The sequence below is a fragment of the Pseudomonas sp. BIGb0164 genome (assembly GCF_024810135.1).
In the GTDB taxonomy this organism is placed as follows: domain Bacteria; phylum Pseudomonadota; class Gammaproteobacteria; order Pseudomonadales; family Pseudomonadaceae; genus Aquipseudomonas.
In genome coordinates this window covers 173423-198481 of record NZ_JANUEA010000004.1, presented here as the reverse complement: position 1 = coordinate 198481, position 25059 = coordinate 173423, and the positions used below count along the sequence as shown (strand labels likewise).

The window sequence follows — 25059 nt, the reverse complement described above, 5'->3', positions numbered from 1 at the left end:
GATAACCGCGGCCTTGTTGTTTCTACCTTGCAGGGGCCTGTCAGTAACTGCTTTCCGGCAAACTCGCAATGATCGACCGATAGCTGTTCATCCGCTGCTGCTGCACGCGGCCGTCTTCCAGCGCCTTGAGCAATGCACAGCCCGGCTCGCGGTCGTGCTTGCAGTCGCGGAAACGGCAGGTGCCGATCAGGTCGTTGAACTCGATGAAACCGGCTTCCACGTCGCTGCGGCTGACGTGGCCGAGGCCGAATTCGCGGATGCCTGGGGAGTCGATCAACTCACCGCCGCCCGGGAAGTGGAACAACCGCGCCGTGGTGGTGGTGTGGGTGCCTTGGCCGGACAGTTCCGACAGCGGGCCCACGCGGGTTTCGACGTCCGGCAGCAGGCTGTTGACCAGCGAGGACTTGCCCACGCCCGATTGGCCGACAAACACGCTGATGCGCCCGTCCAACTGTTGTTGCAGCTGTTCCATGCCGTTGCCGTGATGGGCCGACACTTCCAGCACCGGGTAGCCCAGGGTGCGGTACACCGCCAGCAGCGCATTTAGCGCCGGGGCGTTCTGCTCGTCGATCAGGTCGTACTTGTTCAGCAGTAACAGAGGGCGGATGCCGGCATGTTCAGCCGCGACCAGGTAACGGTCGATCAGGTTGGCGTGGGGCTCGGGCAGTGGCGCGAACACGATCACGATCATGTCGACGTTGGCCGCCACCGGCTTGAGCTGGCCGCGGCTGTCCGGGCGGCGCAGCTCGGTGGTGCGTGGCAACTGGGCGACGATCACGCCGATGCCCTGGTTGCCGGCACGCCAGACCACCTGGTCGCCAGTCACCAGCGCTGGCAGGTTGGCGCGCAAATGGCAGCGGAACACCTGGCCGGCGAGTTCGCCTTCCAGCGCCTCCACTTCGACCTGCACACCAAAGTGCGCGATCACCAGGCCCGTTTGTTCAGGGCCCAGGTCGCCGCCCTCAAGCGCTTCCACGGCGGAGGATTCACGTTTGGCGGCGCGAGCGGCGCGTTCACCTTGAATCTTTTCGATGCGCCAGTTTTGGCGACGATTGAGCTGGCGTTTGGCCATGGGTGTTCCGTGTCGATAATGCAAAGGTTGGGTAAAACGGTCGCGAGTCTAGCACGGCCCCGCCTGCTAAACTGCGCAGCTAAGCCAAGGTGCCAAGAGAATAGAGCCATGCAAAACCCACAGAACCTGATTTGGATCGATCTGGAAATGACCGGTCTGAACCCTGACACCGACGTCATCATCGAGATGGCCACCATTGTCACCGACAGCAACCTCAATACCTTGGCCGAAGGTCCGGTGATCGCTATCCACCACAGCGACGCCGTGCTCGCCACCATGGACGAGTGGAACACCCGCACCCATGGCAACTCCGGCCTGACCCAGCGCGTGCGCGACAGCCGCATCAGCATGGCAGAGGCCGAGGCCGAAACCATTGCTTTCCTGGAAAAGTGGGTGCCGAAGGGTAAGTCGCCGATCTGCGGCAACAGCATCTGCCAGGATCGCCGCTTCCTCTATACCCACATGAAGGCGCTGGAAAGCTACTTCCACTACCGCAACCTGGATGTGTCCACCCTTAAGGAGCTGGCTGCGCGCTGGGCGCCGGAAGTCAAAGACAGCTTCCATAAAGGCAGCACGCATTTGGCGCTGGATGATATTCGCGAGTCGATTGCCGAGCTGCAGCATTACCGCAAGCATTTCATCAAGGCCTGATTAAGCGGCGCCTGACATGACGCCTTCGCGAGCAAGCCCGCTCCCACATTTGGAATGCGATCAAATGTGGGAGCGGGCTTGCTCGCGAAGGGCGTGATTCGGTCTTTCGCCTGGCGCCCCCTTTTGGTGCCATCACCAAATGATTAGACTGCGCGCCTCTTTGCAAGGATCGCCATCATGCTGTTGATGCTCTACCTCATCGCCATCACCGCCGAAGCCATGACGGGCGCGTTGTCCGCCGGGCGGCGCGGCATGGACTGGTTCGGTGTGGTGTTGATCGCCTGTGTGACAGCATTGGGCGGCGGCTCCGTGCGGGATGTGCTGCTGGGGCATTACCCGCTGACGTGGGTCAAGCACCCCGAATACCTGGTGCTGACCTCCATCGCCGCGCTGGTGACAATCTTCATTGCGCCGCTGATGCGTCGTTTGCGCTCGTTATTCCTGGCGCTGGACGCCCTGGGCCTGGTGGCCTTTACCCTGATCGGCTGCATGACCGCGCTGGAAATGGGTCACGGCATGCTGGTGGCCTCGGTCAGTGGCGTGATCACCGGCGTGTTCGGCGGCATCCTGCGGGACATTTTCTGCAACGACATCCCACTGATCTTCCGCCGTGAGCTGTACGCCAGCGTGTCATTCCTCGCCGCCTGGTTCTACATGCTGTGCCTCTACCTGGAATTGCCCAGCGAGCAAGCGATCCTGCTGACCCTGTTCAGCGGCTTTTTACTCCGCCTGCTGGCGATCCGTTTTCACTGGGAAATGCCCAAGTTCGTCTACAACGACGACGTGCATTAACGGCTGGCGTGCTGGGCCAGCGCCCACTCCACGTGTTCGCGCACCAGCTCAGAAGGGTAGTCCCGCCGGGCTTTCAGGGCTTCCAGCACCGGGATGCTCGACGGCGCATTGCCCAGGCCCACGGCCAGGTTGCGCAGCCAGCGCTCGTAACCGGCGCGGCGTAGCGGCGAGCCTTCGGTGCTGCTGAGGAATTTATCCTCGTCCCACATGAACAGTTCGGCCAGTTCGGCGTTGTCCAGGTTGTGCCGCGGCTTGAAATCACCTTCGGCGGTCGAGCGGGCGAAGCGGTTCCACGGGCACACGATCTGGCAGTCATCGCAGCCGAACACACGGTTGCCGATCAACGGGCGCAGGTCTTCGGGGATCGCGTTCTTCAGTTCGATGGTCAGGTAGGAAATGCAGCGCCGCGCGTCCAGCACATAGGGGCCGACGAAGGCATTGGTGGGGCAGATATCCAGGCACGCCGTGCAGCGGCCGCAGTGTTCAGTGCTGTGGGGTTCGTCAACCGGCAACGGCAGGTCGACAAACAGCTCGCTCAGGAAAAAATAGCTGCCGGCTTTGCGGTTGAGCACCAGGGTGTTCTTGCCGATCCAACCCAGACCGGCCTTTTCAGCGATGGCTTTTTCCAGCACGGGGGCGCTGTCGACAAAGGCGCGAAAGCCAAATGGTCCAATCTGCGCCTGGATGCGGTCAGCCAGTTGCTGCACGCGCTTGCGGATCAGCTTGTGGTAGTCGCGGCCCAGGGCGTAGCGCGAGATATAGGCTTTTTCTGGCTTGGCCAGCAACTGCGCCATTTGTGTGTCGCCCGGCAGGTAGTCCATGCGCAGCGACACCACGCGCAGCGTGCCCGGCACCAGCTCATCCGGGTGGGAGCGTTTGCTGCCATGGGCGCCCATGTACTCCATCTCGCCGTGGTAGCCCGCGTCGAGCCAGCGTTGCAGGTGCTGTTCATGCTCGCCCAGGTCCAGGCCGCTGATGCCGACTTGTTGAAAGCCCAACTCGCGGCCCCAGTCTTTGATCGATTGGGCGAGGGCAGGCAGATCGGAGGTAATGGCAGGCATGAGACACAGGAAACCGCAGGTTAGATGCGTATAATTCTGCCAGACATCGGAGCTTGAAGACGCATGCCGCAGACAAAACATGAAATAACCGACGTTCAGCCCCTGTTGCACGGCCATTTGCCGCAACTGGCTGCGCGTTCACCCGACGCTCATAAAGGCCAGTTCGGCCACCTGCTGGTCATCGGGGGGGATCGCGGCTTTGGCGGCGCGGCCTTGCTGAGCGCCGAAAGCGCCTTGCGCAGTGGCGCAGGCATGGTGTCCCTGGGCACGCGTCCCGAGCACGTGCCCGCCGCGTTGGCGCGGTTGCCAGAGGTCATGAGCGTGGGCGTCAGCTCGGCGAACCAGCTAATGGGCTTGCTGGAAAAAATCTCAGTCATCGTCATTGGCCCGGGCCTCGGTGAGGCCGCGTGGGGCAAAAGCCTGCTGTCGGTCGCCGCCAATGCCAAGCAGGCGCAGGTCTGGGACGCCGATGCCTTGAACCAGCTGGCCAAGGGCGGCATGCAGCTGCCCGCCCACTGTGTGATCACGCCGCATCCGGGTGAGGCGGCACGCTTGCTGGGCCTGTCGACAGATGAGGTTCAGGCCGACCGTCTTAAGGTGGTGCGCGCGCTGAGCCAGAAATTCAATGCAGTGGCTATCCTCAAGGGTGCTGGCAGTTTGATTGCCAGCCCGGACGGGCGTGTTTCGCGCTGCGACCAGGGCCATCCGGCGATGGCCACGGCGGGGCTTGGCGACGTGCTGGCCGGCCTGGTGGGCGCGCTGCTCGCCCAAGGCATGCCGGCTTATGAGGCCAGTTGCCTGGCCGTGTGGTTGCACGCCACGGCGGGGGATCGCCAGGGCACCTTTGGTCGCGGCTTGGCTGCCAGCGACTTGATACCCGCCATTCGTCAATTGCTGGAGGAGCAATCGCCGTGTCTGAAGTAATCCTTTTCCTGGCCGATGAAGACGCCATGGTTGCGTTCGGTCAGCGCATTGCCCAGGTGACAGCGGGCGCGGGCCTGATCTTTCTTGAAGGTGACTTGGGCGCGGGCAAGACCACCTTGTCGCGAGGGATTATCCGAGGGCTGGGCCATACAGGGGCAGTAAAAAGCCCTACGTTCACCCTGGTAGAACCCTACGAAATCGGTGATGTGCGGGCCTTCCACTTCGACCTTTATCGTCTGGTAGACCCCGAAGAGCTGGAATACATGGGCATTCGCGACTATTTCGATGAAGACGCGCTGTGCCTGATCGAGTGGCCAGATAAAGGCACAGGCTTTTTGCCAAAGCCGGACCTGACCATTACCATTACGCCGCATGAGCACGGACGTCAGCTGAAGTTGTTGCCCCAGAGCGCGCGCGGCCAGTCGTGGTGCGCCGCTTTGGCATTGGAATTCAAATAATTGGTGGGGTTAGGTATGCGCTTTCGCGCGTTGGTTGCTGTCGTAGGGGTGTTGCTTGCGGCAATGACTGTCAATGCTCTGGCTGCTTCACAGGTGAAAAGTGTTCGCCTGTGGCGAGCGCCGGATAACACGCGACTGGTGTTCGACCTGTCTGGCCCGGTCCAGCACAGTGTCTTTACCCTGACGGCGCCTGATCGCCTGGTGATCGACATCAACGGTGCGACCCTGGCCGCGCCGTTGAAAGTCTCCACCGCCAACACCCCGATTACCGCCATGCGTTCGGCCCAGCGCACGCCGACCGACCTGCGTGTGGTCATCGACCTGAAAAAGGTCGTGACCCCCAAGAGTTTTGTGCTGGCGCCGAACGCGCAATATGGCAACCGGCTGGTGGTCGACCTGTTCGACAACGCTGCCGATGCCAACCCGCCACCCGCTCCGCCTCCGAGCGTAGCGACGGTACCTGCCGTGCCGGTCAACCCATCGCAGCCGCAGGTGAAATTGCCTCCGCCGCCACCGGCACCAGCCGGTAAACGCGACATTATCGTGGTGATCGACGCCGGCCACGGCGGTGAAGACCCGGGCGCTTCCGGTTCGCGCGGCCAGCATGAAAAAGATGTGGTACTGGCTATCGCCCGTGAGCTGCAACGCCAGGTCAACGCGATGAAAGGCTACCGCGCCGAGTTGACCCGCACCGGTGACTATTTCATCCCGCTGCGCGGCCGTACGGAGATTGCGCGTAAGAAAGGCGCCGACCTGTTTGTGTCGATCCACGCTGACGCCGCGCCTTCGGCTGCCGCCTTCGGTGCCTCGGTGTTTGCCTTGTCGGATCGCGGCGCCACGTCCGAGACCGCCCGTTGGCTGGCCGACAGCGAAAACCGTTCCGACTTGATCGGCGGGGCCGGCAACGTGTCCCTGGACGACAAGGACAAGATGCTCGCTGGCGTGCTGCTCGACCTGTCCATGACCGCTTCGCTGACCTCCAGCCTGAACGTCGGCCAGAAGGTTTTGAGCAACATCGGCCGTGTGACCTCGCTGCACAAACAGCGCGTGGAGCAGGCTGGGTTCATGGTGTTGAAGTCGCCGGACATCCCGTCGATCCTCGTGGAGACCGGGTTTATCTCCAACTCCAACGAGGCGTCCAAGCTGGCCAGCGCGAGCCACCAGCAGGCGTTGGCGCGCTCGATCAGCGCGGGTATCCGCCAGTTCTTCCAGCAGAACCCGCCACCGGGCACGTACATCGCCTGGCTGCGTGATTCCGGGAAAATCGCCCAGGGCCCGCGTGACCATCGGGTGCAGCCCGGTGACACCCTGGCCATGTTGGCGGTGCGTTTCCAGGTCTCACCTGCGACGTTGCGCAGTGCGAACAACCTGAAAACCGACGAGTTGAAAGTCGGCCAGGTGTTGACCATCCCTGGCACTGAATTGGCGGCGCAGTAATGAGCGAATCAGTCTTGAACAACGGCTCGCGCATTGAGCTGCTCAGCCCGCGCCTTGCCAACCAGATTGCCGCAGGCGAGGTGGTCGAGCGCCCTGCATCGGTGATCAAGGAGCTGCTGGAGAACAGCATCGACTCCGGCGCCAAGCGTATTGATGTGGATGTGGAGCAGGGCGGCGTCAAGCTGCTGCGCGTGCGCGATGACGGCAGCGGCATCTCTTCCGATGACCTGCCGCTGGCCCTGGCCCGACACGCCACCAGCAAGATTCGCGACCTCGAAGACCTTGAGCGGGTGATGAGCCTGGGTTTTCGTGGTGAGGCACTGGCGTCCATCAGCTCCGTGGCCCGCCTGACCCTGACCTCGCGCACGCGCAGTGCCGACCAGGCCTGGCAGGTGGAAACCGAGGGGCGTGACATGGCGCCGCGAGTCCAGCCGGCCGCCCATCCGGTGGGCACCTCGGTGGAAGTGCGTGACCTGTTCTTCAACACCCCGGCGCGCCGCAAATTCCTCAAGGCCGAGAAAACCGAATTCGATCACCTGCAGGAAGTCATCAAGCGCCTGGCCTTGGCGCGTTTTGACGTGGCATTTCACCTGCGCCATAACGGCAAGACCATTCTCAGCCTGCACGAAGCCCATGACGATGCCGCGCGTGCGCGCCGGGTGTCGGCCATTTGTGGCTCAGGCTTCTTGGAGCAGGCGCTGCCGATTGAAATCGAGCGCAACGGTCTGCGCCTGTGGGGATGGGTCGGTTTGCCGACGTTCTCTCGCAGCCAGGCGGACTTGCAGTACTTCTTCGTGAACGGCCGTGCGGTGCGCGACAAACTGGTGGCCCACGCGGTGCGCCAGGCCTATCGCGACGTGCTGTTCAATGGGCGGCACCCGACGTTTGTGCTTTTTTTTGAGGTCGACCCTTCGGTGGTCGACGTCAACGTGCACCCGACCAAGCACGAAGTGCGCTTCCGTGATGGACGCATGGTGCATGACTTCCTCTACGGCACCTTGCACCGCGCCTTGGGTGATGTGCGTCCGGATGACCAGTTGTCTGCGCCGATTGTGACGGCAGTGGTGCGGCCGAGCGGCCCGGAGGCCGGCGAGTTCGGCCCCCAGGGTGAAATGAGCCTGGCAGGCAACTTGCTGCAATCGCCTGCGCCGCAACCTTCGTACACCGCGCCAGGTTCTGGCTCGGGAGCGGGTTACCAGTACCAATACACCCCGCGTCCGCAGTCGACGGTGCCGGTGGCCGAGGCCCAGGCGGCATACCGCGAGTTTTTCGCGCCGCTGCCAGGTGCCGAGCCGGGCGCGCCTGTTGCCTTGCCGGAGGGCGGTGGGGATATTCCGCCGCTGGGTTACGCGCTGGCCCAGCTCAAGGGCATCTACATCCTGGCGGAAAACGCCCACGGGCTGGTGCTGGTGGACATGCACGCCGCCCACGAGCGGATCATGTACGAGCGTCTGAAGATCGCCATGGCCAGCGAAGGCCTCAGCGGCCAGCCGCTGTTGGTGCCTGAATCCCTGGCCGTGAGCCAGCGGGAGGCCGATTGCGCGGAAGAACACGCCAGCGTGTTCCAGAGCCTGGGCTTTGAGCTGCAACGCCTGGGCCCGGAAACCCTGGCGATCCGCCAGATTCCCGCGTTGCTCAAGCAGGCCGAGGCCAACCGCCTGGTCGCCGACGTGCTGGCGGACCTGATGGAGTACGGCACCAGTGACCGCATCCAGGCCCACATCAACGAATTGCTCGGCACCATGGCCTGCCACGGCGCCATCCGTGCCAATCGCCGCCTGGCGCTGCCGGAAATGAACGGCTTGCTGCGCGACATGGAAAACACCGAGCGCAGCGGGCAGTGCAACCATGGCCGACCGACCTGGACCCAGATGGGCCTGGACGATCTGGACAAACTGTTCCTGCGCGGTCGCTGATGAGTGCCTTGCCCCCCGCTATCTTCCTGATGGGCCCCACGGCCGCCGGCAAGACCGACCTGGCGATCGAGCTGACCAAGGTGCTGCCCTGCGAGCTGATCAGTGTCGACTCTGCCCTGGTTTACCGGGACATGGACATCGGCACCGCCAAGCCGTCCAAGGCGCTGTTGGCCCAATACCCGCATCAGTTGATCGACATCATCGACCCGTCCGAGAGCTATTCGGCGGCGGATTTTCGCACCGACGCCCTTGAGGCCATGGCCGCCATCACCGCGCGGGGCAATATTCCGCTGCTGGTGGGCGGCACGATGCTCTACTACAAGGCTTTGCAGGAAGGGTTGGCCGATATGCCGCCCGCTGACGCCCAGGTGCGCGCCGAGCTTGAAGAAGAGGCTGCACGCCTTGGTTGGCAAGCCCTGCACGACCAGTTGGCAGCGGTAGACCCGGTGTCCGCCGCCCGCATTCACCCCAATGACCCCCAGCGCCTGACGCGCGCCCTGGAAGTCTGGCGGGTGAGCGGGCAGACCATGACTGAACATCGGCTGAAACAAAGTGCGCAAAGTGCTGACGCAGGCGCATCTGGCGCGTCACAATTGCCCTATACTGTGGCGAATCTGGCCATCGCTCCGGCAAATCGCCAGGTGCTGCATGAACGAATTGCACAAAGATTCACAATTATGTTGGAACAGGGGTTTGTGGACGAGGTCGTAGCTCTGCGTTCCAGAGGTGACCTGCATCCAGGGTTACCTTCGATACGTGCTGTAGGCTACCGCCAAGTCTGGGATCATCTGGATGGCAAGCTGACGTCAGCCGAAATGCAGGAACGCGGCATCATTGCCACGCGCCAATTGGCGAAACGCCAGTTCACCTGGTTGCGCAGCTGGAGTGATTTGCACTGGCTGGACAGCCTGGACAGCGACAATCTGTCACGCGCCTTGAAATACTTGGGAACGGTCTCCATATTGAGCTGAGTCCTTGCAATTGCCGTCTATCCTTGGGGGTGTGACGGCCATAAGCTATCTATTTTCCGATTTTTTATTATTGATCCTTAAAGGAGTGCGGCACATGTCAAAAGGGCATTCGCTACAAGACCCTTACTTGAATACTTTACGTAAAGAGAAAGTGGGGGTTTCCATCTACCTGGTCAACGGTATCAAGCTGCAAGGCACGATCGAGTCGTTCGACCAGTTCGTGATCCTGCTGAAGAACACCGTCAGCCAGATGGTCTACAAGCACGCTATCTCGACAGTCGTTCCAGTCCGTCCAATCCGTCTGCCTAGCGCAACCGGTGACGATGCAGCTGACGCTGAGCCAGGTAACGCCTGATAGGAGTCTCCTTTGTTCTTTGAGCGCCACGGTGGTGGTGAGCGAGTCATCCTCGTTCACTTGGATGGACAGGACCCTGAGGCGCGCGAAGATCCGCAGGAGTTTCAGGAGTTGGCAAATTCGGCCGGCGCCGAGACCGTTGCGTTTTTTAACGTGCCGCGTCATCGGCCAACCGCCAAATTCCTGATTGGCAGCGGCAAGGTCGAGGAACTGCGCGACCTGGTTCATGCCGAAGAAGCCGATCTGGTGATCTTCAATCACACCCTCACGCCCAGTCAGGAACGTAACCTCGAACGTGTCTTCGAGTGTCGCGTGATCGACCGTACCGGCCTGATCCTCGATATCTTCGCCCAACGCGCCCGTACTCACGAAGGCAAGCTCCAGGTAGAACTGGCCCAGCTTGACCACATGAGCACCCGGCTGGTTCGTGGCTGGACTCACCTTGAGCGTCAAGGTGGCGGCATCGGCATGCGCGGTCCGGGTGAAACCCAGCTGGAAACCGACCGTCGACTGCTGCGGGTGCGCCTGCGCCAGATCAAGGGCCGCCTGGAGAAAGTGCGCAGCCAGCGCGAGCAATCGCGCCGCGGCCGTTCCCGTGCGGATATCCCGACCGTTTCCCTGGTGGGCTATACCAACGCCGGTAAATCCACGCTGTTCAACAACGTGACCAAGTCCGACGTGTATGCGGCCGACCAACTGTTCGCCACCCTCGACCCTACTTTGCGCCGTCTGGAACTGGCTGACCTGGGGCCGATTGTCCTGGCGGACACAGTGGGTTTCATTCGTCACTTGCCCCACAAGCTGGTCGAGGCATTTCGGTCTACGCTCGAAGAGTCGAGCAATTCCGACCTGTTGTTGCACGTGATCGATGCGGCCGAACCGGATCGCATGTTGCAGATCGAGCAGGTGATGCTGGTACTGGGTGAGATTGGGGCCCAGGACTTGCCGATCCTCGAGGTCTATAACAAACTCGATTTGCTTGAAGGCGTTGAGCCACAAATCCAGCGTGACGAAAACGGCAAGCCCCAGCGGGTCTGGCTGTCGGCGCGTGATGGCAGTGGTTTGGAATTGCTCGAGCAAGCCATCGCCGAGTTGCTCGGCAGTGATTTGTTCGTCGGCACCTTGCGCTTGCCCCAGCGTTTTGCTCGACTGCGTGCACAGTTTTTCGAGTTGGGCGCGGTACAGAAAGAAGAACACGACGAAGAAGGTGTCAGCTTGCTGGCCGTTCGATTGCCGCGCTCGGAGCTGAATCGGCTGGTCAGCCGTGAAGGCGTGGTGCCGACAGAGTTCATCGAACAACACACTTTGCAATAAAAGCCTCCGAAAGCGGTTGTGCCGCAGTAGCAGGCATTCTGTAGCATTGGTCGGCGCGCCGTGGGTGCGTCTTTGCTTTATCAGATGGAGAGCGCTATGGCTTGGAATGAGCCGGGTGGCAACTCGAATAATCAGGATCCTTGGGGTGGTAAACGCCGCAATAATGGCGACCGCAAGGGGCCACCAGATCTCGACGAGGCCTTCCGAAAGCTGCAGGAAAGCCTGAATGGGTTGTTCGGTGGTGGAAAAAAACGTGGTGGTGACGACGGCGGTCGCACAGGCAAGGGCGGTGGCTATGGCCTGTTGGGCCTGGGCCTTGTCGTGCTGGCGGCCGTATGGCTGTACAGCGCCGTGTACGTCGTGGACGAGCAGGAGCAAGCCGTGGTGCTGCGCTTCGGCAAATACTACGAGACGGTCGGGCCGGGCCTGAACATCTACTTCCCGCCGATCGACAAGAAGTACATGGAGAACGTCACGCGTGAGCGTGCCTACACCAAGCAGGGCCAGATGCTGACCGAAGACGAGAACATCGTCGAAGTCCCGCTGACCGTGCAGTACAAGATCAGCAACCTGCAGGACTTCGTGCTGAACGTTGATCAGCCGGAAATCAGCCTGCAACACGCTACCGAAAGCGCCCTGCGCCATGTCGTCGGTTCTACCGCGATGGACCAGGTGCTGACTGAAGGTCGTGAATTGATGGCCAGCGAAATCAAGGAGCGCCTGCAACGGTTCCTCGATACCTACCGCACCGGTATCACCGTGACCCAGGTGAACGTACAGAGCGCAGCGGCACCGCGTGAAGTGCAGGAAGCCTTTGATGACGTGATCCGCGCCCGTGAAGACGAGCAGCGCTCGCGAAACCAGGCTGAAACCTATGCCAACGGCGTCGTGCCGGAAGCCCGTGGCCAGGCCCAGCGTATCCTCGAGGATGCCAATGGTTACCGTGACGAAGTGGTCTCCCGCGCCAAGGGTGAGGCGGATCGCTTCACCAAACTGGTCGCCGAGTACCGCAAGGCTCCTGAGGTTACCCGTGAGCGTCTGTACCTGGACACCATGCAGGAAGTCTTCAGCAACACCAGCAAGGTTCTCGTGACCGGCAGCAAAGGTGGGCAGAACAACCTGCTGTACCTGCCGCTGGACAAGATGATCGAAGGGGGTCGTAGCGGCACCAGCGCGCCGTCCACCAGTTCGAATGCCGCTGCCAATGAAGCGAGCGCCCGTGCGGCCGCTGACTTGCTGCAACAGCAAACACGTACCAGGGAGAGTCGTTGATGAGCAATAAATCGCTGACAGCCCTGATTGTGGGTGTCGTCGTGGTCATCGCTGCCTGGAACTGCTTCTACATCGTGTCTCAGACCGAGCGCGCGGTGTTGCTGCAATTCGGTCGTGTGGTGCAGGCGGATGTCCAGCCGGGCTTGCATGTGAAGGTCCCCTACGTGAACCAGGTGCGCAAGTTCGACGGCCGCCTGATGACCCTGGATGCACCGACGCAGCGTTTCCTGACCCTGGAAAAGAAAGCCGTGATGGTTGACGCCTACGCCAAGTGGCGCGTCAAGGATGCCGAGCGCTTCTACACCGCGACTTCCGGCCTCAAGCAGATTGCCGACGAGCGTCTGTCGCGTCGTCTGGAATCGGGCCTGCGTGACCAGTTTGGTAAGCGCACCCTGCACGAGGTGGTCTCCGGTGAACGCGACGCGCTGATGGCCGACATCACGCGCTCGTTGAACGCCATGGCGGAAAAAGAGCTGGGCATCGAAGTGATCGATGTTCGGGTCAAGGCCATCGACCTGCCCAAGGAAGTGAACCGCAGCGTGTTCGAGCGTATGAGCACCGAGCGTGAACGTGAGGCTCGTGAGCACCGCGCCAAGGGTAACGAGCTGGCTGAAGGTATCCGTGCAGATGCCGACCGTCAGCGCCGTGTACTGCTGGCAGAAGCCTATCGCGAGTCCGAAGAGGCCCGCGGTGATGGTGATGCTCAAGCCGCGGCGATCTACGCCAAGGCCTACGGCCAGGACCAGGAGTTCTACGCGTTCTACCGTAGCCTGCGCGCTTACCGTGAAAGCTTTGCGAATAAAACCGACGTCATGGTGCTGGACCCAAGTAGCGATTTCTTCCGCTACCTGGAAAAAGCCAAGTAATCAGCTCGTCACTGTGTAGGACCCACTCCGTCGGGCGGCTAAAACGCCTGGCGGGGTGATCCTTTCAGAAAACGGGTGTATGATGCGGCAGCCGGGAAATTCCCGGCTTTTTTGCGTCTGCATGTTTGATTGTTGTTTGGCCGCGCAGACGCCACAGGTTTTTCGAGGAAAGTGCCCGACGAGGCCGCTAGCAGGCCATTTCGTCACGTCGTTCTTGCGCGTTGTTTATGCAGGGGCCGGGCATTTTCTGCTTCACTCAAGGCTCGGCCGAGGGCTGGCCGCCCGGATCATAGGGGAATGGCGTAATGGCAACGGTAGACCGCTGGCTGCTGCCAGATGGCATCGAAGAAGTACTGCCACCGGAAGCTGCGCGCATCGAAGTAGCGCGTCGCCAGGTGTTGGATCTGTTCCAGAGCTGGGGTTACGAGTTTGTCGTGACCCCCCATATCGAGTACCTGGAATCCCTGCTGACCGGCGCGGGCCAGGACTTGGATCTGCGCACCTTCAAGGTCATCGACCCGCAGTCGGGCCGGCAAATGGGTTTCCGTGCTGACATCACCCCGCAAGTGGCGCGCATCGATGCGCACACCCTGCGTCGTGAAGGCCCGAGCCGCCTGTGCTATGCCGGCAGTGTGCTGCATGCACAGCCGCGTGCCTTGTCGTCGTCCCGCAGCCCGATCCAGTTGGGCGCCGAGTTGTACGGCGACGCCAGCCCGAGCAGCGACGTCGAAGTGATCAGCTTGATGCTGGCCATGCTGCAACTGGCTGATGTGCCGGATGTGCACATGGACCTGGGCCATGTCGGTATCTACCGTGGCCTGGCCCGTGCGGCCGGTTTGTCCGGTGAAGTGGAGCAACAGTTGTTCGATGCCCTGCAGCGCAAGGCCATCGATGAAGTGATCGCCCTGACCGCTGGCGTGCCTGCCGACCTGGCTGACATGCTGCGTGCGCTGGTGAACCTGTGCGGTGGCCGTGAGGTGCTGGTAGCTGCCCGCGAGCGCCTGGCCAATGCGCCGGCGCCGGTATTGGCTGCGCTGGACGACGTGCTGGCGATTGCCGAGCAGTTGTCGGCGCGGTTCCCGGACCTGCCGCTGTACTTTGACCTGGGTGAGTTGCGCGGCTACCACTACCACACCGGTGTGGTATTCGCCGTGTTTGTGCCGGGTGTTGGCCAAGCCATCGCCCAAGGCGGTCGTTATGACGATATCGGCGCTGACTTCGGTCGCGCGCGTCCCGCGACTGGCTTTTCTACCGATTTGAAAACCCTGGTGACCCTGGGGCGTGCTGAGGTCGAGCTACCGTCTGGTGGCATCTGGATGCCCGACAGTACGGACGCAGCACTCTGGCAGCGGGTTTGCCAGTTGCGCAGTGAGGGTCAGCGTGTCGTCCAGGCCTTGCCTGGGCAGCCATTGGCCGCCGCCCGCGAAGCGGACTGCGACCAGCAATTGATTCTGCAGAACGGGCTTTGGCAAGTATCGCCACTGGCTTCTTGAGTTTTCCTGCCGGCCATCGCCGGCACCAAGTTTGCGCGAATGAGGACAAGTGTTATGGGTAAGAATGTCGTAGTCCTGGGCACCCAATGGGGTGATGAGGGCAAAGGCAAGATCGTTGATCTGCTGACCGAACATGCTGCCGCCGTAGTGCGCTACCAAGGTGGCCACAACGCTGGCCACACCCTGGTCATCGATGGCGAAAAAACCGTCTTGCACCTGATTCCGTCGGGTGTACTGCGCGAAGGCGTGCAGTGCCTGATCGGCAACGGCGTGGTGGTTGCACCTGACGCCCTGCTGCGCGAGATCACCAAGCTGGAAGAGAAAGGCGTACCGGTGCGCGAGCGCCTGCGTATCAGCCCGTCCTGCCCGCTGATCCTGTCCTTCCACGTTGCGCTGGACCAGGCCCGTGAAAAGGCCCGTGGCGAGCTGAAGATCGGCACCACCGGTCGTGGCATCGGCCCGGCCTACGAAGACAAGGTTGCCCGTCGTGGCCTGCGTGTGGGCGACCTGCTCAATATGCCGCGTTTTGAAGACAAGCTGCGTGAACTGGTGGATTACCACAACTTCATGCTGGTGGGTTACTACAAAGAGCCGGCCATCGAGTTCGAAAAGACCCTGGCCGAGTGCAAGGAATACGCTGAGCTGCTCAAGCCGCTGATGCTGGACGTGACCGCCGAGCTGCACGACCTGCGTCGCGCCGGCAAGGACATCATGTTCGAAGGCGCCCAAGGCTCCCTGCTGGACATCGACCACGGCACCTACCCGTACGTGACCAGCTCCAACACCACCGCTGGTGGCGTTGCCACCGGTTCGGGCGTTGGTCCGATGTTCCTGGACTACATCCTGGGCATCACCAAGGCCTACACCACGCGCGTAGGTTCCGGCCCGTTCCCGACTGAGCTGTTCGACGAAGTCGGTGCGCACCTGGCCAAGCAAGGCCACGAGTTCGGCGCCACCACCGGCCGTGCTCGTCGTTGCGGCTGGTTCGACGCCGTTATCCTGCGTCGCGCTATCGATGTGAACAGCATCTCGGGCATCTGCCTGACCAAGCTGGACGTACTCGACGGCCTGGAAACCATCAACATCTGCACCGGCTACAAAGATGCACAAGGTAAAGATGTGGCGCCGACCGACGCTGACAGCTACGTAGGCCTGCAGCCTGTGTACGAAGAAGTGCCGGGCTGGACCGAATCGACCGTGGGCGCCAAGACCCTGGAAGAGCTGCCAGCCAACGCTCGCGCTTACATCAAGCGTGTGGAAGAGCTGATCGGCGCGCCAATCGACATTATTTCGACGGGCCCGGACCGTAACGAGACCATCGTTCTGCGTCACCCGTTCGCTTAATAAGCTGTTGATGTAGAAAGCAAAGGGCTCCTTCGGGAGCCCTTTGTCGTTTCTGGCTGGCAAACGGCACGACCCTTGCTATGGTTCTTTCTTTCGCGGTGCTATCAAATTAATGGCACCCGTGATGGAGGGATTCCCTGTGTCTGCCGTTCTCTCATTGTTACAAAGCCGGCTGTTGCGGCCGGTGTTCGTTACCCTAGGTATCGCTCTTTTGGTGCAAGTGCTGGTGGCCGTCGCCCTGACGCGGAGCACCGTCACTGCGTTGGAAGCGGATCTGGGCAATCGCCTGGGTATCGACAGCCAGAAGCTGTCTGGCGAGCTGGCGCAAGCTGGCAAGGAAGTGACGTCCAGTCTGGACAGCCTATCGACCAGTACCCGCCAGCGCCTGACTGCGGGGCTTTCGACTCGCCTGCAGGAAGAGCAGAAGCAACTGCGTGCGACCCTGGAAAAAGACCTGAAAGACTCTGCCAATGACATGGCGCAACTGCTGGCTTCGGTGGCGCCCCGGGCCATGTGGGACAGCGATGTACCGACGCTGTCGGAGTTTGCTCGGCGTGCCCAGCGCAACCCCAACGTACTGTTCGTGGTCTACGACGACGCGGCGGGCGAGCATTTGACCCGCTACCTCAATCGTGAAAACCCCATCAACCAGGCGCTGCTGGAAAAGGGCAAGGGCGACCGCGCCCTGGATAAAGTGCTGGATGCGGCGAAAGATGACCCTTCCGTGTTCTACGTCGAAGCGTCCATCAGCCCCAACGGCGTGGAGATCGGGAAGGTGCGCATGGGTGTTTCCACTGCGGCGGTGGAGGCCGATTTGGCTGCGCTGGACAAGCGCTTCGCCGCGCTGATCGCCAGCGGCGACCAGTTAGTGGGTGACAGCCTCAAGGGCGCAGCGGCCGACAGTGCTGCGGCCATGGGCGCGCGCCTGCAATCTGCGCAAGCCACTGCCACCCAGATGACCGCCAACACCACCAGTGCCGTACAGGACGCCGCTGGCACCTTGCGCTGGCGCATCGGCATGGGCCTGGCGTTGGTCGGTTTTGGTGTGTTGCTGTTGATCGCCATCGTGCTGGGGCGTCGTGTGGTCAACCGTTTGAAGCTGCTCATTGCGGCCATGGATGACTTGGCTGCGGGCGAGGGCGACCTGACCAAGCGTGTGCAGATTAGCAGCAAAGACGAAATCGGCGACATGGCGTCGGCCGTCAATCGCTTTGTGGATAAGTTGCAGCCGATCGTGCGCGAAGCGGGGGATGTGGCCCAGCGCACCGGCGTGGAAATCGGCGCCTTGACCTTACGCAATGCCGGTGCTGATGCAGCGGCTGGCTTGCAGCGCGATGAAGTGGCCGAGAGCTTGCGTGCGCTGTCGCAAATGGCCGATGAAGCCCAGGCTGAAAGCCACGCCATGCAGGCGGCGTTGCAACAGGTGGTGGATATTCGCCAGGCCACGGATGAGAACTCACGCACTTCGGCGGAAGTCGGCAGTTTGATCGAAGCGTTGGCAGGGCAGGTGCAGGCTGGGTCCACAGTGATCGAGCGGCTCGCGCAGCAAAGCGAGCAGATTGAAGTGGTGTTGACGGTGATCCATGGCATTGCCGAGCAAACCAACCTTCTGGCCCTCAATGCGGCAATCGAAGCGGCGCGCGCTGGTGAAACCGGGCGCGGCTTTGCCGTAGTGGCAGACGAGGTGCGTGCGTTGGCGAGCAAGACCCAAAGCTCCACCGGCGACATCCAGGCGCATATCGTGGCGTTGCAGCAAGGTGCGCGCGAGGCGGTGGAGACCATCGGCAAGGCCGGGCGCCAGGCCAGTGAAGGGTTGCTGGTGCTGCGTGAAAGCGTGCGCCTGCAACAGACGGTGCAGGCTTCGGTGGAGCAGGTGCATGCGGCGATTGGTTTGGCGACGCGTGCGGCCGAGCATCAGGCTCAGGGCGCCCATGCGGTGCGTGGTCGGGTCGAGGTGATCCATGCCCAGGCCGAGCGGGCGGCGCAGGCGGTGGTGGAAACCACGGCCAGTGGCAAGGTGCTGGATGGGTTGGCGGCGCAGTTGAAGGCGAGTCTGGGGCAGTTCAGGGCTTAGCGTCGTCAGTGCCGGCCCCTTCGCGAGCAAGCCCGCTCCCACATTTGGAATGCATTTCAAAATGTGGGAGCGGGCTTGCTCGCGAAAGCGATCTCAACGGCTCAGATACATCCGAGTCGTGAGCAAATACACCGGCAACCCTGACACTAGAATCAACAGCGCCGCATAAGGCGCCGCCGCCGCAAACTCTACATTCGAGGTATGCGCCCACACCGCCGTCGCCAATGTATTCAACCCTGTCGGGCTAAGCAGCAACGTCGCGGTCAATTCCTTCATCGCATCCAGGAATACCAATGCAAATGCAGCGCCGAGCGCCGGGAAAATAATCGGTAAGGTCACCCGGCAAAACGCACTGAACGATGAAGCCCCCAGCGTGCGTGCAGCCTCTTCAAGCTGCGGAGCAGCCTTGTTCAGCGCCGTACGGATCGGCGCCTGGGCCAGCGGCAAAAACAGCAGCGCATAAGCGATCAACAGCAGTGCCGAGGTCTGATACAGCGCCGGCACGTAATGCAGGGCGAAATACACCAGCGTCAGCGCAATCACCAGGCCGGGCAGGGCGTGCAGCAGGTAAGGCAGGCGTTCAGCCCAGATCGCCAACGGGCCTTTATAGCGCACCACCAACAGCCCGACAGGTACCGCCAGCACCAGGCACAACGCCGCGCCCCCCAGAGACAGCGCCAGTGATGACAGCAGCGCCTCACCGATCTCGGCAACCGGAAACGCGGCCGACGAACCCACGGCCAACCAATAACCGAGCATCCCCAGCGGTATGCCGCTGCCGATGATCGCCAGCACCAGACAATAGAGCTGCCCTAGCGGCGCCCACTTGCCCAGCCTTACTTGTTCGGCGTGCCGCGCCGCGCCCTGGCCGATGCGCACGTGTCGGCCTTTGCCGCGCACGCGCAACTCCAGCCACAGCAGGGTCAGGCACATCACCAGCAGCACCGCCGACAGCATCGCGGCGTTGGCATTGCTGAATTCCAGTTCAAATTGCTGGTAGATCGCCGTGGTGAAGGTCTGCAGGCCGATGATCGACAGGGCGCCGAATTCCACCAGCATGTGCAGCGCGATCAGCAGTGCACCGGCCAGTAGCGAAGGCCACAGCAGTGGCAGCGTAACGCGCAAAAACACGCCCCAGCGATTCAGTCCCAGGGTGCGGGCCGATTCTTCCAGGGAAGGGTCAAGATTGCGCAATGTCGCCGCCACCGGCAGAAACACCAGCGGGTATTTGGACAGGCTCATCACCAGGATCGCGCCGCCCAGGCCTTCGAAGTTCGCGCTGAGCGACACCCAAGTAAAGCTGCTGACAAACGCCGGCACCGCAAACGGCAGGCACAGAATCACACCCCAGATGCGCCGCCCCGGCAGGTTGCTGCGTTCCAGCAGCCAGGCCAGCGACAGGCCGATCACACCGCAAGTCACTGTGACCCCGACCATCAGCGCCAGGGTGTTGCGCAGCAGCCCGAAGACATAAGGCCGCCACAACAGGTGCAGGGCCTGCGCCCAGCCGGCTTGCCACGCTTTGAGCCCGACATACACCAGCGGCAGCAGGCTGAGGCCCACCAGCAACAGTACTGGCAGCAGCAGCCAGATCGACGGGCGTTTGCGCCTGGGGCTCAAGCCCCCACGCAGGGTGGGGGCGGTCAACGATGGGGTCATCAGTTCAAGCCAACGTCACGTTCCAGGTCCAGGGCTTCTTCAGCATTGCCAAGGTCCGCCGGGGTGACTTTCGGTGGTTGCAGTTCATTGAATGGCTTGAGGCCGCGGTTGGATTCCATGCCCTTGCGCAGCGGGTATTCGGCCGAGGTGTTGGTAATTACGCGCTGGCCTTCTTCACTGGCCATGAACGCCAGCAATTGCTGGGCTTCCTTGGGGTGCTTGCTGGATTTGAGCGCGGCGGCGGACGACACGGTGATCAGGCCGCCGACATCGCCGTTGGTGAAGTAGTGCAGTTGGGAGTCCAGGTTGGTTTTTTCTTTCTTCAGGGCGAACCAGTAGTAGTTGTTCACCAGCACGGTGGCCACTTCGCCGTTTTCCACGGCTTTGAGGGCGACCATGTTGTTGCTGTACACCTTGCCGAATGCGCGCAGGCCGGTCAGCCATTCTTCGGCCGCTTCACGACCGTGCAACTTGATGATCGCCACGGCCTGCTCTTGGAAGGCGCCGCTGGTGGGCACGAAGCCGACCTTGCCTTGCCACTCGGGGCCGGCGAAATCCATTACGGACTTGGGCAGGTCTTTCTCGGCGATCAGTTTCGGGTTGAAGGCCACGACGCGGGTGCGTGCGGTCACGCCCATCCAGTCGCCATTGGCACCTACGTAATCCTTGGGCAGTACGTCGAGGGTACTGGCGTCGATCTTGGCCAGCAGGCCTTGTTCGCCGAGTTTGTTCAGGGGCGGCGATTCCTCGGTGTAGATCACGTCGGCAGGCGAGCGGTCGCCTTCTTCCACGACTTGGCTGGCCAGCTGGTTGCTGCTGCCTTTGCGCACGTTGACGTGAATGCCGGTCTTGGCTTCGAAGGCCTTGGCGAGTTCGTCGCCAACTTCTTTATGCTGGCCGTTGTACAAGGTCAGGGAGACTTTGTCGGCGGAGTAGGCGGTGGGAGAGAGCAGGGTCAGGCCGAGCAGAGTGATGGTCAGGCCACGCAGAAGGGATGTCTTGAGACGGGTATCGCGGATCATCATCCGGGGTTTTCCTCACTTGAGTGCAACAAATCGTTGCAAGGATAAACGATAAAGTTTCTCAGGTGCGGGCGAGGAGGGAATCGGGGGAATAAGTTTTCAAACCCCGGAAACGAAAAAACCCGCTTTCGCGGGTTTGATCTGAATGTGGTGCCCAGGAGAAGACTCGAACTTCCACGACCGTAAGGTCACCAGCACCTGAAGCTGGCGTGTCTACCAATTTCACCACCTGGGCTTGTCAGCAGCGCTTGCGCTGTTGATGGAGCGAACTATACGGAGGGCTTTTTGATCTGTAAACCCCTGATTCGAAAATATAAATCAAAAATCTCGTTAAAAATCAAAGGCCTGAAACGCAAAAACCCGCTTTCGCGGGTTTCTGGAGACTCAAGGCATAACCTTGAGTTTGAAATTGGTGCCCAGGAGAAGACTCGAACTTCCACGACCTTGCGATCACCAGCACCTGAAGCTGGCGTGTCTACCAATTTCACCACCTGGGCAGCATCAACAACGTTGCCGTCGTCGATGGCGCGCACTATACGGAGCGGATTTTGAGCTGTAAACCCCTGCCATGAAAAAAGCCTGGAATTTTTCGCCAATGGTCATGCAAGGTGCGCCGTGGGGGCTGGAAAGGGCTTTTAAACGCTTGTTGATGCCTGAAATTTCCCGTTTCAATACGCGTATGCCAAACTAACCCGCATATAGACAAGGTGAAAACTCTCTAATGGCCGATTGGCAGTCCCTCGATCCCGAGGCCGCTCGTGAAGCGGAAAAATATGAAAACCCTATTCCTAGCCGCGAACTGATCCTGGCGCATCTCGCCGATCGGGGTTCGCCTGCTAGCCGCGAGCAGCTGGTTGAAGAATTTGGTCTGACCACCGAAGACCAACTCGAAGCGCTGCGCCGCCGCCTGCGCGCCATGGAGCGCGACGCACAACTGATCTACACCCGCCGTGGCACCTATGCGCCCGTGGACAAGCTCGACCTGATCCTGGGCCGCATCGCCGGTCACCGTGATGGCTTTGGCTTCCTGATCCCGGACGACGGCAGCGATGACCTGTTTATGAGCCCGGCGCAAATGCGCCTGGTGTTCGACGGTGACCGCGCTTTGGCGCGCGTTTCCGGCCTCGACCGTCGCGGTCGTCGTGAAGGCGTGATCGTCGAAGTGGTGTCCCGTGGTCACGAGACCATCGTGGGGCGTTACTTCGAAGAAGGCGGTATCGGCTTTGTCGTGCCGGATAACCCCAAGGTGCAGCAGGAAGTGCTGATCACCCCGGGTCGCAACGCCAATGCCAAGATCGGCCAGTTCGTCGAGGTGAAGATCACCCACTGGCCAACCCCGCGCTTCCAGCCGCAGGGTGACGTGATCGAAGTGGTCGGCAACTACATGGCGCCGGGCATGGAAATCGATGTGGCGCTGCGCACCTACGATATCCCGCACGTCTGGCCTGAAGCTGTCGTCAAAGAAGCACGCAAGCTCAAGCCCGAAGTGGAAGAGAAGGACAAAGAGAAGCGCATCGACCTGCGCCATCTGCCGTTTGTCACCATCGACGGTGAAGACGCCCGCGACTTCGACGATGCCGTTTACTGCGAAGCCAAGCCAGGCAAGCTGCGCCTGTTCTCCGGTGGCTGGAAGTTGTACGTGGCGATTGCCGACGTCTCCAGCTACGTGAAGATCGGTTCGGCCCTGGACGCCGAGGCCCAGGTGCGTGGCAACTCGGTGTACTTCCCCGAGCGCGTGATTCCGATGCTGCCGGAGGAATTGTCCAACGGCCTGTGCTCCCTGAACCCGAAAGTCGACCGTTTGGCCATGGTGTGCGAGATGACTATCTCGAAAACCGGCGAAATGACCGACTACCAGTTCTACGAAGCGGTGATCCACTCCCAGGCACGCCTGACCTACAACAAGGTCAGCACCATCCTGGAAACACCGAAGACCAGCGAAGCCAAGGCCTTGCGTGGCGAATACGCTGGCGTGGTACCGCACCTCAAGCAGCTCTATGCGCTCTACAAGGTACTGCTGGGCGCCCGTCATACCCGTGGCGCGATCGATTTTGAAACCCAGGAAACCCGGATTGTCTTCGGTTCCGAGCGCAAGATCGCCGCGATCACCCCGACGACGCGCAACGACGCGCACAAGCTGATCGAGGAATGCATGCTGGCGGCCAACGTGGCCACCGCTGAGTTCCTGAAAAAGCACGAAATTCCTGCGTTGTACCGCGTGCACGACGGCCCACCGCCGGAGCGCCTGGAAAAACTGCGTGCGTTCCTTGGCGAGCTCGGCCTGTCCCTGCACAAAGGCAAGGACGGCCCGACGCCGAAGGATTACCAGGCTCTGCTGGCCAGCATCAAGGATCGTCCGGATTACCACGTGATCCAGACCGTGATGCTGCGATCCCTGAGCCAGGCGGTGTACAGCGCGGATAATCAGGGCCACTTCGGCCTGAATTACGAGGCGTACACCCACTTCACCTCGCCGATCCGTCGTTATCCGGACCTGCTTACGCACCGCGCCATCCGCAGCGTGATCCATTCCAAGCAGAACACCCCGCACGTCAAGCGTGCTGGCGCCATGACCATTCCGAAGGCGCGGATCTATCCGTACGACGAAGCGGCCCTGGAGCAGTTGGGCGAGCAGTGCTCGATGAGCGAGCGCCGTGCCGACGAAGCCACCCGCGACGTGGTGAACTGGCTCAAGTGCGAGTTCATGAAAGACCGCGTGGGCGAATCGTTCCCGGGCGTGATCACGGCCGTGACCGGCTTTGGTCTGTTCGTCGAATTGACCGATATCTACGTCGAAGGCCTGGTGCATGTCACTGCCTTGCCGGGTGACTACTACCATTTCGACCCTGTGCATCACCGCTTGGCGGGCGAGCGCACCGGTCGCAGCTTCCGTTTGGGCGATACGGTGGAAGTACAGGTCATGCGCGTCGACCTCGACGAGCGCAAGATCGACTTCGGCATGTCCGACAAGCCGGCCGAATCGCCTGGCAACCGTAAAAACCGCGGCAGCAAAACCGCGACGCCGGCCGCTAAGGGCAAAGACGCTCCTGCGAAAGCAGCAGCCACCGAGCCTGCGCCAGCCAAGCCGGCTCGCCGCTCTTCTGCCAAGGACAAGGCCCCTGAAGCCTACCGCCCAAGCGACGCGGCGGCGAAAAACGCCGAAGTGCGCAAGAGCCGTGAGTTGAAGCAGCAGTTGCTCAACGAAGCCAAAAGCGGTGGTAAAGCGGCGTCTGGGGGAAAGTCCCACGGGTCGGAAAAACCGTCGGGCAAACCGAGCAAACACCGTAAAGGCCCGCCAAAAGCGGGTTCGGCCCCTGCCAAGAGCGGCGGGTCGCGCAAACCTAAGGCCAAGTCATGAGTCTGGAAAAAATCTACGGCGTGCACGCCGTAGAAGCACTGCTGCGTCACCACCCTAAGCGCGTCAAGCAGGTGTGGTTGGCAGAAGGTCGCAGCGAACCGCGCGTACAGGCGCTGGTCGAGCTGGCTACCCAAAACAAGGTTGCCATCGGCCAGGCCGAGCGTCGCGAGATGGATGCGTGGGTCGAAGGCGTCCACCAGGGCGTGGTGGCGGACGTCAGCCCGAGCCAGGTCTGGGGTGAGGCCATGCTCGACGAACTGCTCGACCGTACCGAAGGTGCGCCGCTGTTGCTGGTGCTGGACGGCGTGACCGACCCGCACAACCTCGGTGCCTGCCTGCGTTCGGCGGATGCTGCCGGTGCGCTGGCGGTGATCGTGCCAAAAGACAAGTCCGCCACCCTGACGCCCGTGGTGCGTAAGGTGGCCTGCGGCGCGGCGGAAGTGATTCCGTTGGTCGCCGTGACCAACCTCGCGCGCACCCTGGAAAAGCTCCAGCAACGCGGCCTGTGGGTCGTGGGCACGGCGGGGGAGGCTGAGGTCAGCATTTATGACCAGGACCTCACTGGCCCGACCATCCTGATCATGGGAGCCGAAGGCAAAGGCATGCGCCGCCTGACCCGTGAGCATTGCGACTACCTGGTGCACCTGCCGATGGCTGGCAGCGTCAGCAGCCTCAACGTGTCGGTCGCCACCGGCGTGTGCCTGTTCGAAGCCCAGCGCCAGCGCGGCGCCAAGGCCAAGACCAAGAAGTAATCCCCTCCCTGTAGGCGCCGGCTTGTGTGGGAGCTGGCTTGCCTGCGATAGCATCACCTCGGTAATGCTGAAAGACCGAGGTGCCTGCATCGCGGGCAAGCCCGGCTTCCACAAAGGCCGGCTCCTGCAATGGGGTTTGTGACGATTGGTAGATTGTTCAAATAATCACCAATCACCTTGCGCCCTTTCTCCCCCTTCTCTACAATTGCGCCCCTTGCCTTCCTGGCAGGTACCTATGTGCCTCCCTGCGGCAAGATCCATAAGTGTC

At 61.6% G+C, this 25059-nt stretch carries 20 protein-coding genes and 2 tRNA genes; 16 read left to right on the top strand and 6 right to left on the bottom strand.

Features of this window, described 5'->3' with window-relative positions; genetic code table 11:
* Positions 1-40 precede the first annotated feature (40 nt).
* A complete protein-coding gene (gene rsgA / locus M2394_RS12325) occupies positions 41-1072 on the bottom strand; it encodes a small ribosomal subunit biogenesis GTPase RsgA (protein WP_178918673.1) in 1032 nt (343 codons plus the stop codon).
* 108 nt (positions 1073-1180) lie between these two features.
* Between rsgA and orn the strand changes: the two genes are divergently transcribed.
* Both orn and M2394_RS12315 read left to right on the top strand, forming a co-directional pair.
* Positions 1181-1723, top strand: a complete 543-nt coding sequence (orn, locus tag M2394_RS12320) for an oligoribonuclease (protein ID WP_010213620.1) — start codon at positions 1181-1183, stop codon at positions 1721-1723.
* A gap of 174 nt (positions 1724-1897) precedes the next feature.
* Positions 1898-2515 (top strand): trimeric intracellular cation channel family protein, encoded by a 618-nt coding sequence (locus tag M2394_RS12315; RefSeq protein WP_176997469.1) that lies wholly within the window; start codon positions 1898-1900, stop codon positions 2513-2515.
* Here the strand turns inward: M2394_RS12315 and queG are convergent.
* Positions 2512-3576: a tRNA epoxyqueuosine(34) reductase QueG gene (gene queG / locus M2394_RS12310; protein ID WP_176997140.1), complete on the bottom strand. Its 1065-nt coding sequence runs from the start codon at positions 3574-3576 to the stop codon at positions 2512-2514. The two genes, M2394_RS12315 and queG, sit on opposite strands and share 4 nt — an antisense overlap.
* Before the next feature lie 63 nt (positions 3577-3639).
* Here queG and M2394_RS12305 point away from each other — a divergent pair, with 63 nt between their 5' ends.
* The 12 genes from M2394_RS12305 (at position 3640) to M2394_RS12250 (ending at position 18000) form a co-directional block, all read left to right on the top strand.
* Positions 3640-4500, top strand: coding sequence for an NAD(P)H-hydrate dehydratase (locus M2394_RS12305; RefSeq protein WP_259172664.1), 861 nt, complete (start codon positions 3640-3642; stop codon positions 4498-4500).
* Positions 4488-4958, top strand: coding sequence for a tRNA (adenosine(37)-N6)-threonylcarbamoyltransferase complex ATPase subunit type 1 TsaE (gene tsaE, locus M2394_RS12300; protein WP_178918675.1), 471 nt, complete (start codon positions 4488-4490; stop codon positions 4956-4958). Before M2394_RS12305 ends, tsaE begins: the two co-directional genes overlap by 13 nt.
* A 15-nt stretch (positions 4959-4973) precedes the next feature.
* Positions 4974-6395, top strand: a complete 1422-nt coding sequence (locus M2394_RS12295; protein WP_259172663.1) for an N-acetylmuramoyl-L-alanine amidase — start codon at positions 4974-4976, stop codon at positions 6393-6395.
* Positions 6395-8311 carry a DNA mismatch repair endonuclease MutL gene (gene mutL / locus M2394_RS12290; RefSeq protein WP_405046563.1) on the top strand — a complete coding sequence of 639 codons (1917 nt, stop codon included), beginning with the start codon at positions 6395-6397 and terminating at the stop codon, positions 8309-8311. Before M2394_RS12295 ends, mutL begins: the two co-directional genes overlap by 1 nt.
* On the top strand, positions 8311-9282 hold the full coding sequence (miaA, locus tag M2394_RS12285; protein WP_178918677.1) for a tRNA (adenosine(37)-N6)-dimethylallyltransferase MiaA: 972 nt from the start codon (positions 8311-8313) through the stop codon (positions 9280-9282). Before mutL ends, miaA begins: the two co-directional genes overlap by 1 nt.
* Positions 9283-9376: 94 nt before the next feature.
* Positions 9377-9637 (top strand): RNA chaperone Hfq, encoded by a 261-nt coding sequence (hfq, locus tag M2394_RS12280; protein ID WP_176997135.1) that lies wholly within the window; start codon positions 9377-9379, stop codon positions 9635-9637.
* 12 nt (positions 9638-9649) lie between these two features.
* Positions 9650-10951 carry a ribosome rescue GTPase HflX gene (hflX, locus tag M2394_RS12275; RefSeq protein WP_259172661.1) on the top strand — a complete coding sequence of 434 codons (1302 nt, stop codon included), beginning with the start codon at positions 9650-9652 and terminating at the stop codon, positions 10949-10951.
* Positions 10952-11047: 96 nt separating this feature from the next.
* The gene (gene hflK / locus M2394_RS12270) at positions 11048-12223 is read left to right on the top strand and encodes an FtsH protease activity modulator HflK (RefSeq protein ID WP_176997133.1); all 1176 of its coding nucleotides are present in this window, start codon (positions 11048-11050) and stop codon (positions 12221-12223) included.
* The gene (hflC, locus tag M2394_RS12265) at positions 12223-13089 is read left to right on the top strand and encodes a protease modulator HflC (RefSeq protein ID WP_016976907.1); all 867 of its coding nucleotides are present in this window, start codon (positions 12223-12225) and stop codon (positions 13087-13089) included. Before hflK ends, hflC begins: the two co-directional genes overlap by 1 nt.
* A 305-nt stretch (positions 13090-13394) precedes the next feature.
* Positions 13395-14582: an ATP phosphoribosyltransferase regulatory subunit gene (locus M2394_RS12260; protein ID WP_176997132.1), complete on the top strand. Its 1188-nt coding sequence runs from the start codon at positions 13395-13397 to the stop codon at positions 14580-14582.
* A 54-nt stretch (positions 14583-14636) separates the two neighbouring features.
* Positions 14637-15926 carry an adenylosuccinate synthase gene (locus M2394_RS12255; protein ID WP_176997131.1) on the top strand — a complete coding sequence of 430 codons (1290 nt, stop codon included), beginning with the start codon at positions 14637-14639 and terminating at the stop codon, positions 15924-15926.
* A gap of 139 nt (positions 15927-16065) precedes the next feature.
* Complete coding sequence (locus M2394_RS12250; RefSeq protein WP_178918680.1) at positions 16066-18000, top strand: methyl-accepting chemotaxis protein; 1935 nt, start codon at positions 16066-16068, stop codon at positions 17998-18000.
* A gap of 93 nt (positions 18001-18093) precedes the next feature.
* On the opposite strand, the gene M2394_RS12245 is transcribed toward M2394_RS12250, so the two are convergent.
* The 4 genes from M2394_RS12245 to M2394_RS12230 form a co-directional block, all read right to left on the bottom strand.
* The gene (locus M2394_RS12245; RefSeq protein ID WP_259172656.1) at positions 18094-19659 is read right to left on the bottom strand and encodes an iron ABC transporter permease; all 1566 of its coding nucleotides are present in this window, start codon (positions 19657-19659) and stop codon (positions 18094-18096) included.
* Complete coding sequence (locus M2394_RS12240) at positions 19659-20684, bottom strand: iron ABC transporter substrate-binding protein (RefSeq protein ID WP_259172655.1); 1026 nt, start codon at positions 20682-20684, stop codon at positions 19659-19661. The genes M2394_RS12245 and M2394_RS12240 overlap by 1 nt, the downstream gene beginning before the upstream one ends.
* Before the next feature lie 145 nt (positions 20685-20829).
* A tRNA-Leu gene (locus M2394_RS12235) sits at positions 20830-20916 on the bottom strand.
* A gap of 175 nt (positions 20917-21091) precedes the next feature.
* A tRNA-Leu gene (locus M2394_RS12230) sits at positions 21092-21178 on the bottom strand.
* Positions 21179-21402: 224 nt separating this feature from the next.
* Here M2394_RS12230 and rnr point away from each other — a divergent pair.
* Together rnr and rlmB are read left to right on the top strand one after the other, a co-directional pair.
* Positions 21403-24039 carry a ribonuclease R gene (gene rnr, locus M2394_RS12225; protein WP_178918683.1) on the top strand — a complete coding sequence of 879 codons (2637 nt, stop codon included), beginning with the start codon at positions 21403-21405 and terminating at the stop codon, positions 24037-24039.
* A complete protein-coding gene (gene rlmB / locus M2394_RS12220; RefSeq protein WP_178918684.1) occupies positions 24036-24791 on the top strand; it encodes a 23S rRNA (guanosine(2251)-2'-O)-methyltransferase RlmB in 756 nt (251 codons plus the stop codon). The genes rnr and rlmB overlap by 4 nt, the downstream gene beginning before the upstream one ends.
* Positions 24792-25059: the final 268 nt, after the last annotated feature.

Bases quoted from the DNA above. Each gene is read 5' to 3' on its own strand.
- rsgA (WP_178918673.1), bottom strand. From the start codon at position 1,072: ATGGCCAAACGCCAGCTCAATCGTCGCCAAAACTGGCGCATCGAAAAG.
- orn (WP_010213620.1), top strand. From the start codon at position 1,181: ATGCAAAACCCACAGAACCTGATTTGGATCGATCTGGAAATGACCGGT.
- queG (WP_176997140.1), bottom strand. From the start codon at position 3,576: ATGCCTGCCATTACCTCCGATCTGCCTGCCCTCGCCCAATCGATCAAA.
- M2394_RS12305 (WP_259172664.1), top strand. From the start codon at position 3,640: ATGCCGCAGACAAAACATGAAATAACCGACGTTCAGCCCCTGTTGCAC.
- M2394_RS12295 (WP_259172663.1), top strand. From the start codon at position 4,974: ATGCGCTTTCGCGCGTTGGTTGCTGTCGTAGGGGTGTTGCTTGCGGCA.
- mutL (WP_405046563.1), top strand. From the start codon at position 6,395: ATGAGCGAATCAGTCTTGAACAACGGCTCGCGCATTGAGCTGCTCAGC.
- miaA (WP_178918677.1), top strand. From the start codon at position 8,311: ATGAGTGCCTTGCCCCCCGCTATCTTCCTGATGGGCCCCACGGCCGCC.
- hfq (WP_176997135.1), top strand. From the start codon at position 9,377: ATGTCAAAAGGGCATTCGCTACAAGACCCTTACTTGAATACTTTACGT.
- hflK (WP_176997133.1), top strand. From the start codon at position 11,048: ATGGCTTGGAATGAGCCGGGTGGCAACTCGAATAATCAGGATCCTTGG.
- hflC (WP_016976907.1), top strand. From the start codon at position 12,223: ATGAGCAATAAATCGCTGACAGCCCTGATTGTGGGTGTCGTCGTGGTC.
- M2394_RS12260 (WP_176997132.1), top strand. From the start codon at position 13,395: ATGGCAACGGTAGACCGCTGGCTGCTGCCAGATGGCATCGAAGAAGTA.
- M2394_RS12255 (WP_176997131.1), top strand. From the start codon at position 14,637: ATGGGTAAGAATGTCGTAGTCCTGGGCACCCAATGGGGTGATGAGGGC.
- M2394_RS12245 (WP_259172656.1), bottom strand. From the start codon at position 19,659: ATGACCCCATCGTTGACCGCCCCCACCCTGCGTGGGGGCTTGAGCCCC.
- M2394_RS12240 (WP_259172655.1), bottom strand. From the start codon at position 20,684: ATGATGATCCGCGATACCCGTCTCAAGACATCCCTTCTGCGTGGCCTG.
- rnr (WP_178918683.1), top strand. From the start codon at position 21,403: ATGGCCGATTGGCAGTCCCTCGATCCCGAGGCCGCTCGTGAAGCGGAA.
- rlmB (WP_178918684.1), top strand. From the start codon at position 24,036: ATGAGTCTGGAAAAAATCTACGGCGTGCACGCCGTAGAAGCACTGCTG.